The 6,534-nt window shown below is 58.2% G+C and carries 2 protein-coding genes; both read right to left on the reverse strand.

The genetic code is table 11. The annotated features are described in order from the left end of the window. Positions 1 to 2,548, reverse strand: a 2,548-nt coding sequence (locus AWM79_RS04410) for a hypothetical protein (protein ID WP_060782233.1), incomplete at its 3' end; no start/stop codon positions are given. A gap of 202 nt (positions 2,549 to 2,750) precedes the next feature. Next, positions 2,751 to 6,500 (reverse strand): Ig-like domain-containing protein, encoded by a 3,750-nt coding sequence (locus tag AWM79_RS04415; protein ID WP_060782234.1) that lies wholly within the window; start codon positions 6,498 to 6,500, stop codon positions 2,751 to 2,753. Positions 6,501 to 6,534 lie beyond the last annotated feature (34 nt).

A 6,534-nucleotide genomic window follows, 5' to 3' on the forward strand; every position in this document is an offset into this window, starting at 1 on the left:
ATATCTCCGCATGGCCGTCGCTGACCCACGTCGATGAAACCGTGGCGGCTTCCCACAGGGTGTGATTGTGCGGCGCGTTGTTGGCGTTCAGTCCCTCCAGCCGCAGCCAGACTTTTTGTCCTGCGGCAATCAACGGCCAGGAGAGCAGGCGCATTTTTATGGTCTTGCTGACATCAAGCGTATCGCCGGTCACCTCGACATTGTCTGCGTAGAATTTGGGCATTGGCAGACTGGTCTGCGGGATTTCCTGCACCCAGAGGTTCAGTTCATCCGAAGGTTGGGTCGCCCCGGCTTGGGTCACCTCATAGCTGACTTCCACCATTTTACCGATATTGGTCCCTACGGCGGTGGCGCCCGACAGAGTGAAGTCGACGTATCCGAGGGTTGCATTTCCCGGTTTGGAGCCGATGGCCGGGCTGCCGATACCGGCGACGCCTTTCCAATAAGGTTGGATATTGTCCGAATTGCTCATGCCCTCGTAACGCACCCTGACCGTGACGGCGGTCTGCGCGTTGATCGGGTTGAGCTGATTGCCGCCCGGTTCGGTGGTTTCCAGTACTTCGGGTTTTTCCAGGACCAGGTTGGCTCCTACCCTGATGGGGTAGACATGAGAGTAACGCACCGGCTCGCGCCCGCGTTCGACGATATAAAAGGCCTTGACCGAGCCGCCTTTGTTGGCATCGACATATTCGCGTTCGATCGGAAACGGAATATCGCTGTTGAGCCAGGCGCTGGTGACCTCGAATTTGTGGTGAATGAAGCTGCCACCGGGTTTGCTGCCTTGCCAGTACACGCTGAGCAGATCGCCTTCCTCCAGGTTAGCGGCCCTGGGTACTACCACCGTGGCGCCACGAATCGAGGCCTCCGGGTCCAGCACGCCACCAGGGGCCTCGGGGACGTTCGGGGCCGGCAGGGTCGCGGCGGCTTCACCGACACTGAGCAGGGTATGAAAGGATTCGCGCTCGCCTTCGGCATTGGTTATCAGATAGTGCAGTTCCAGCTTGCCGCCGTTGAGTCCGGCAATATCCAGGTCCAGGTCATGCTGCAAATAGAAGAGCACCGGAGCGTTGCTGCTGCCGGCCATCTTGAAGAAGTGCCAGAACTCCAGATCGCCGTTAGCTCGCGTGCCGAGTAGGTACAGGTCGACGCGATCACTGGATTGCTGGCCCAGATAGGGGCTGATTTCCACGGTGGCTACTGGAGACGCGGGATCGAGGAAGTCGCCGACTGCTTCGAGCAGCAGGGGTCGGGCCAGGCGGCTGAGGGTACTGCCGATGATGACGAGACGAGTCACTTCCGAGGGTTGCGGCTCGCTGCCAGCACGAATCCGTTCGTAGCTGAGGACCGCCGTGCCGCCGACCAATTCGCGCAGGATCTCGTTGCGCAGGGGCAGTTCGATATTTCTGCGGGTGTCGGCGTCGTTGAGCGAATAGTCAATGGTTTCACGGATGATGGCGCCTTGCGCAGTACGTCCCTCCAGAACGACATGCACGGCATCTCCGTTCAGATAGCCCTGGTGGATGGTGGTGATGACGAGGGTGGCATCGTCGTCCTCGCCGATGAGGTCGTAATCCACGGTATCGAATTCTGCACCGAACTCCGCTGATTCCTCGATATAGGCGTAAGCCAGACGAGGTCGGCTGTCATTGCCGATATTGACCTTGAGCACCACCTGTGGCGACCACTTCACCGAGTAGTTGCCGCACTGGTCGATGACCTCGTATTCGAGCACCTTCTGGCCGTCGCCGACCTTGAGCCAGGTTTCGTAGTAGATGGTGATGGTCAGCGGTAATTGGTTGTTGGCCTCGTCCCAGGTGACAGTGTGCACCGGTGTGACCAAGACGCCGCCGATAAACAGGCGGATCTTGTCGTACTCGGCCATTCGCCAGCTATAGGGCGTGGAGTCATCCAGTGGGTAGGGTTTGATGGTGATCGGCACGCCGTGTTCGGCGGTGTCTTTGTCGACCCCGAAGTCGATGACGAATGGCGGCGGTTCCGGTGGGGCCAGTTCTTCGTGCCAGGGCGTGCTGGGGATGGGATCGTAGGGCCCGGCGGGCGGGATGGTATCGACCAGCAGGCTTTTGTGCAGGGTTTCTTCGCTGTTGCCGCCGGTATAGCGGGTGAGGCGAAAGAACACCGGCTGGATCACGCCGTCGGGCAGGCGGGCACGAGGGATGAACAGGGGAATTTTCGCCTCTTTGTCCACTTCGTCCTGGGACACGGAAGTGAAGGCCACCGGATCGTCGGCATTGCCGCAGAACAATTCGACAAAGTCGCCCTCCGCCTGCGACAGATAGGGGTGCAGGTAACACAGCAGGCCGTCGAGATAGTAGGTGTCGAGGGCGGCCTTGTTGACACCGATATCGGCGCCGATCACTGGGCGCTGGCCATAGACCTCGATCACCAGGTCGCTGAAGGGACGGCGTTCGGGAGTGGGGTCGCGTTCGAAGCTGAAATCCGGCTGCCTGGGAGCGGACGAGGGGTTGAGAGAGAGGGAGTCGATACCTTGGGACGTAGGCGACACGGACAAGGAAGGATCTTCGTTCATGACGAGGCACCTTTGGCGGATTCAGGGAGGCGACCCGAAAACCCGGATGGCGAGTCGTGAGGATCATTCAACGCCTGGGGGGGAGGACTGGCTAGCTGTCAGAAATAACAGTGGCGACGAGTGGTAGGGTTGATGAAAAGCAAAAGGGGAGCGGAGCTCCCCTTTCTGACACACATTTCAGGACCATCCCATGAATGGAGTTTTAATCATTTGATGTGATACAAAATGCTCCCCATGTCCCCGTTGCCGGGCCGCATGAAACATTTCCATTAGTCGCTGAGTAAACCAGATTATAGCCAACGCTACACGAGGCGCTTGAGGTATCGCACCAGTATGCATTCTGCAGTAAATTACTTCGTGGGAATGGGCTGGTGTAATAACGTTTCAATAAATCCATATCGCTCTGAATTAAATTGATGCCTCTCCTGTTGATTCTCCAGGTATTCGCTTCGTGGCTCGCCAATCGTGAGTTGTTTATATTCAACTCCCACACATTGCTGACGGTCACGTCATACCCCAGACTCTGTCCGGTCTGTTCGTCTCGAACGGTAATTCTCGCACTCCCATTTCTCAGTCCTGTGACTTTTCCGGTATTTGACACGGGGGCGATGCTAATGTTGTTCGAACTATAGGCGTATGAGCCGGAACCTGCTGTAGGTGTACGAGTAGCTGTATTATTGACGAAGTCGTTGCCGGTCTGTGGCCAGCCTAGGCTGGTTCTGATGGCTCTGCCATTCAATACCATTGGCGAGGTATTCATAGCCAAAGGAGGATGCAATTGTACGGTAAAACTTCTGGTGTCCGATGAAAGCGTTCCTCCGACGATTTTAGCGATGAGGTTGTATTTTCTTTCCGATAAATTATTGATATGGCCACTCCAAGCCCTGGAGTTGTTAACCGAGGTAGTTAGTAGGACTGTCGTACCGTCCCTTACCTCGATGGTGGAGTTGGGTGTTGCGGTTCCTGATATTGTCAGGCTTCTTTGATTGGTAGTTCCGTTGTGAGGGACCGAAGCCCCCGTAGAGGTATGCACGCCAGTAATAACCGGTTTCACCTCGTCGGCGATGGTAAAAGTGCGCACGTTCGAAAAAACCGAGCTGGGGTGATAGAGCGACCGGGCATAGAGCCTTCTCTCGCCGGTTGGGCGGGTAGACGTTGTGAAGGTCCATATACCAGAAGCGTTGGCAGTTGCGGTGCCCAGGACGGCGGCTGAGGCTCCGTTGCCGTCTTCGATCTGGACGCGTTGAAGTTTGCTGGCAGTCCCGGTCAAGGTGAAAACCTTTTCCCTGGTAGTAGTCCCTTGCGCGACTTCAGCCCCCTTGGGATCTTTCACGGAAGTCAAGGTGGGGGTCACCAGCGCGGTAACGGTAAAAGTGCGTGCCGGTGTGGACACCGGGTTGGTGCCATAGAGACCACGTGCGGTGATGCTGTAGGCCTTGGCCGTCACCGTTAATGCGGACGATGTCCAGACACCGCTGGCGTTGGCGGTGGCGGTGCCCATCACGTTAGTGCCGTCGCGAATCTCCACTTGCTGCCCGTTGGGGGCGGTACCTGTGAGCGTCACGGTCGCGGTGACCACGGTGGAGCCATTGGCGATCTCGCCGCCAGCGGCGTTCTTGACGGAGGTGATGGTCGGCGTTGCCGAGGCGACCACGGTAAAGGTACGCGGTGGCGTGGACACCGGGTTGCTGGCATAGAGACCACGTGCGGTGATGCTGTAACCCTTGGCCGTTACAGGCAATGCGGGTGTGGCCCAGATACCACTGCCATTGGCGGTGGCCGTGTGCATCACGGTATTGGTGCCGTCGCGAATCTCCACTTGCTGCCCATTGGGAGCCGTGCCTGTAAGCGTCACGGTCGCGGTGACCACAGTGGATCCGTTGGCGATCTCGCCGCCAGCGGCGTTCTTGACGGATGTGATGGTCGGCGCCTCTATCTCCTCAATGTTATGGACGGTATAGGTGCGCAACGGGAAAGTCAGCGCATCGGCTTCATTGCTACCGCCACCGAATACGACTTTGAATATCACGCGCAATTCGCTGCCATGCTCCAGGGCTCGCAGCCAGGTGGTGTGATCGGGATTGCTGGTAATGACTCGGGTCAGGAATTTCTGATTGAACTCCGAGGCACTGATTGGCGAGGCGGTCCAGATCGGCAACCGATTGGGCGTTCCATCCGGGTTGTCGCTTTCCAGGGCCAGCCAGACCCGATCTCCCTGGCGATAGAATGGCCAGGCATCGACCCGGAAAGTCACGGTGCCGTTGACATCCACCTGGCCGGCGTTGGCCTCCAATATCTGCAAGGGAGGCAGTTCCGAGACCGGTATGCTTTGGATGGTCAGGTTCAGCGGGTCCGAAGACTGGGTCGCTTCGGAGTTGGTTACCTCATAACTGACTTCCACTACCTTGCCGATATTGGCCCCCACGGCAGCGGCACCCGATAGGGTGAAGTCGACATATCCCTGCGCGGCATTCCCAGGTTTTGGCTCAATCACCGGGCTACCGATACCGGCTATGCCTTTCCAGTAGGGTTGGATATTGTCGGAGTTTTTCATGTCGTCATAACGCACCCGGATCGTGACGGCGGTCTGGGCATTGATCGGGTTGAGCACATTACCGCCTGGCTCGATGGTTTCCAGTACCTCGGGCGGTTTCAAGGCCAGATTGGCTCCGACTCTCAGGTTAAGCGTATGGGAGTAGCGCACTGGCTCGCGCCCGCGTTCGACGATATAGAACGCCTTGACTGAACCACCTTTGTTGGCATCGACATACTCACGTTCGATTGGGAACGGAATATCGCTGTTGAGCCAGGCGCTGGTGACCTCGAACTTGCGGTGGATGAAGCTACCGCCGGGTTTGCTGCCCTGCCAGTACACGCTGAGCAGATCGCCTTCTTCCAGATCAGCGGCCCTGGGTACCACCACTGTGGCGCCACGAATCGAGGCCTCCGGGTCCAGCACGCCACCAGGGGCCTCGGGGACGTTCGGGGCCGGCAGGGTCGCGGCGGCTTCACCGACATTGAGCTGGGTGTGCAAGGATTCGCGATCACCGTCGACCACATAATGCACTTCCAGCGTGCCACCGTTGAGTCCGGCAATATCCAGGTCCAGGTCATGCTGCAAATAGAAGAGCACCGGAGCGTTGCTGCTGCCGGCCATCTTGAAGAAATGCCAGAACTCCCGTTCCCCATTGGCCCGCGTCCCCAGCAGATACAGGTCAACGCGGTCGCTGGATTGCTGACCGGTATAGGGGCTGATTTCCACAGTAGCCAGCAGGGACGTCGGATCGAGGAAATCGCCGACGGCTTCGAGCACCAAGGGACGGGCCAGTCGGCTGAGGAAGCTGCCAATGATTGCCAGGCGGGTCAGTTCCGACGGCTGCGGCTCGCTGCCGGCACGAATCCGTTCATAGCTCAGAACTGCCGTGCCGCCGACCAGCTCGCGAACGATTTCGTTGCGCAGAGGCAGGCGGGTATTACGACCGATCTGGTCATCGGGAATCGGAAAGTCAATGACTTCGTGCACGCTAGTGCCATCGGCGGTGCGTCCTTCCAGGGTGATGTGCAAGGCATCGCCAATCAAGTAGCCCTGGCGAACCTGGGTGATCACGAGGGTGGCGTCGTTATCTTCGCCGAGTACATCGTAGTCGAGGGTATCGAATTCTTCACCGAGGGTTGATTCGTCGATATAGGCATAGGGCAGGCGAGGGCGACTGTCATTGCCGATATTGACCTTGAGCACCACCTGTGGCGACCACTTCACCGAGTAGTTGCCGCACTGGTCGATGACCTCGTATTCGAGCACCTTCTGGCCGTCGCCGACCTTGAGCCAGGTTTCGTAGTAGATGGTGATGGTCAGCGGTAATCGGTTGTTGGCCTCGTCCCAGGTGACAGTGTGCACCGGTGTGACCAAGACGCCGCCGATAAACAGGCGGATCTTGTCGTACTCGGCCATTCGCCAGCTATGGGGCGTGGAGTCATCCAGTGGG

This window comes from Pseudomonas agarici (assembly GCF_001543125.1).
Lineage (GTDB): Bacteria > Pseudomonadota > Gammaproteobacteria > Pseudomonadales > Pseudomonadaceae > Aquipseudomonas > Aquipseudomonas agarici.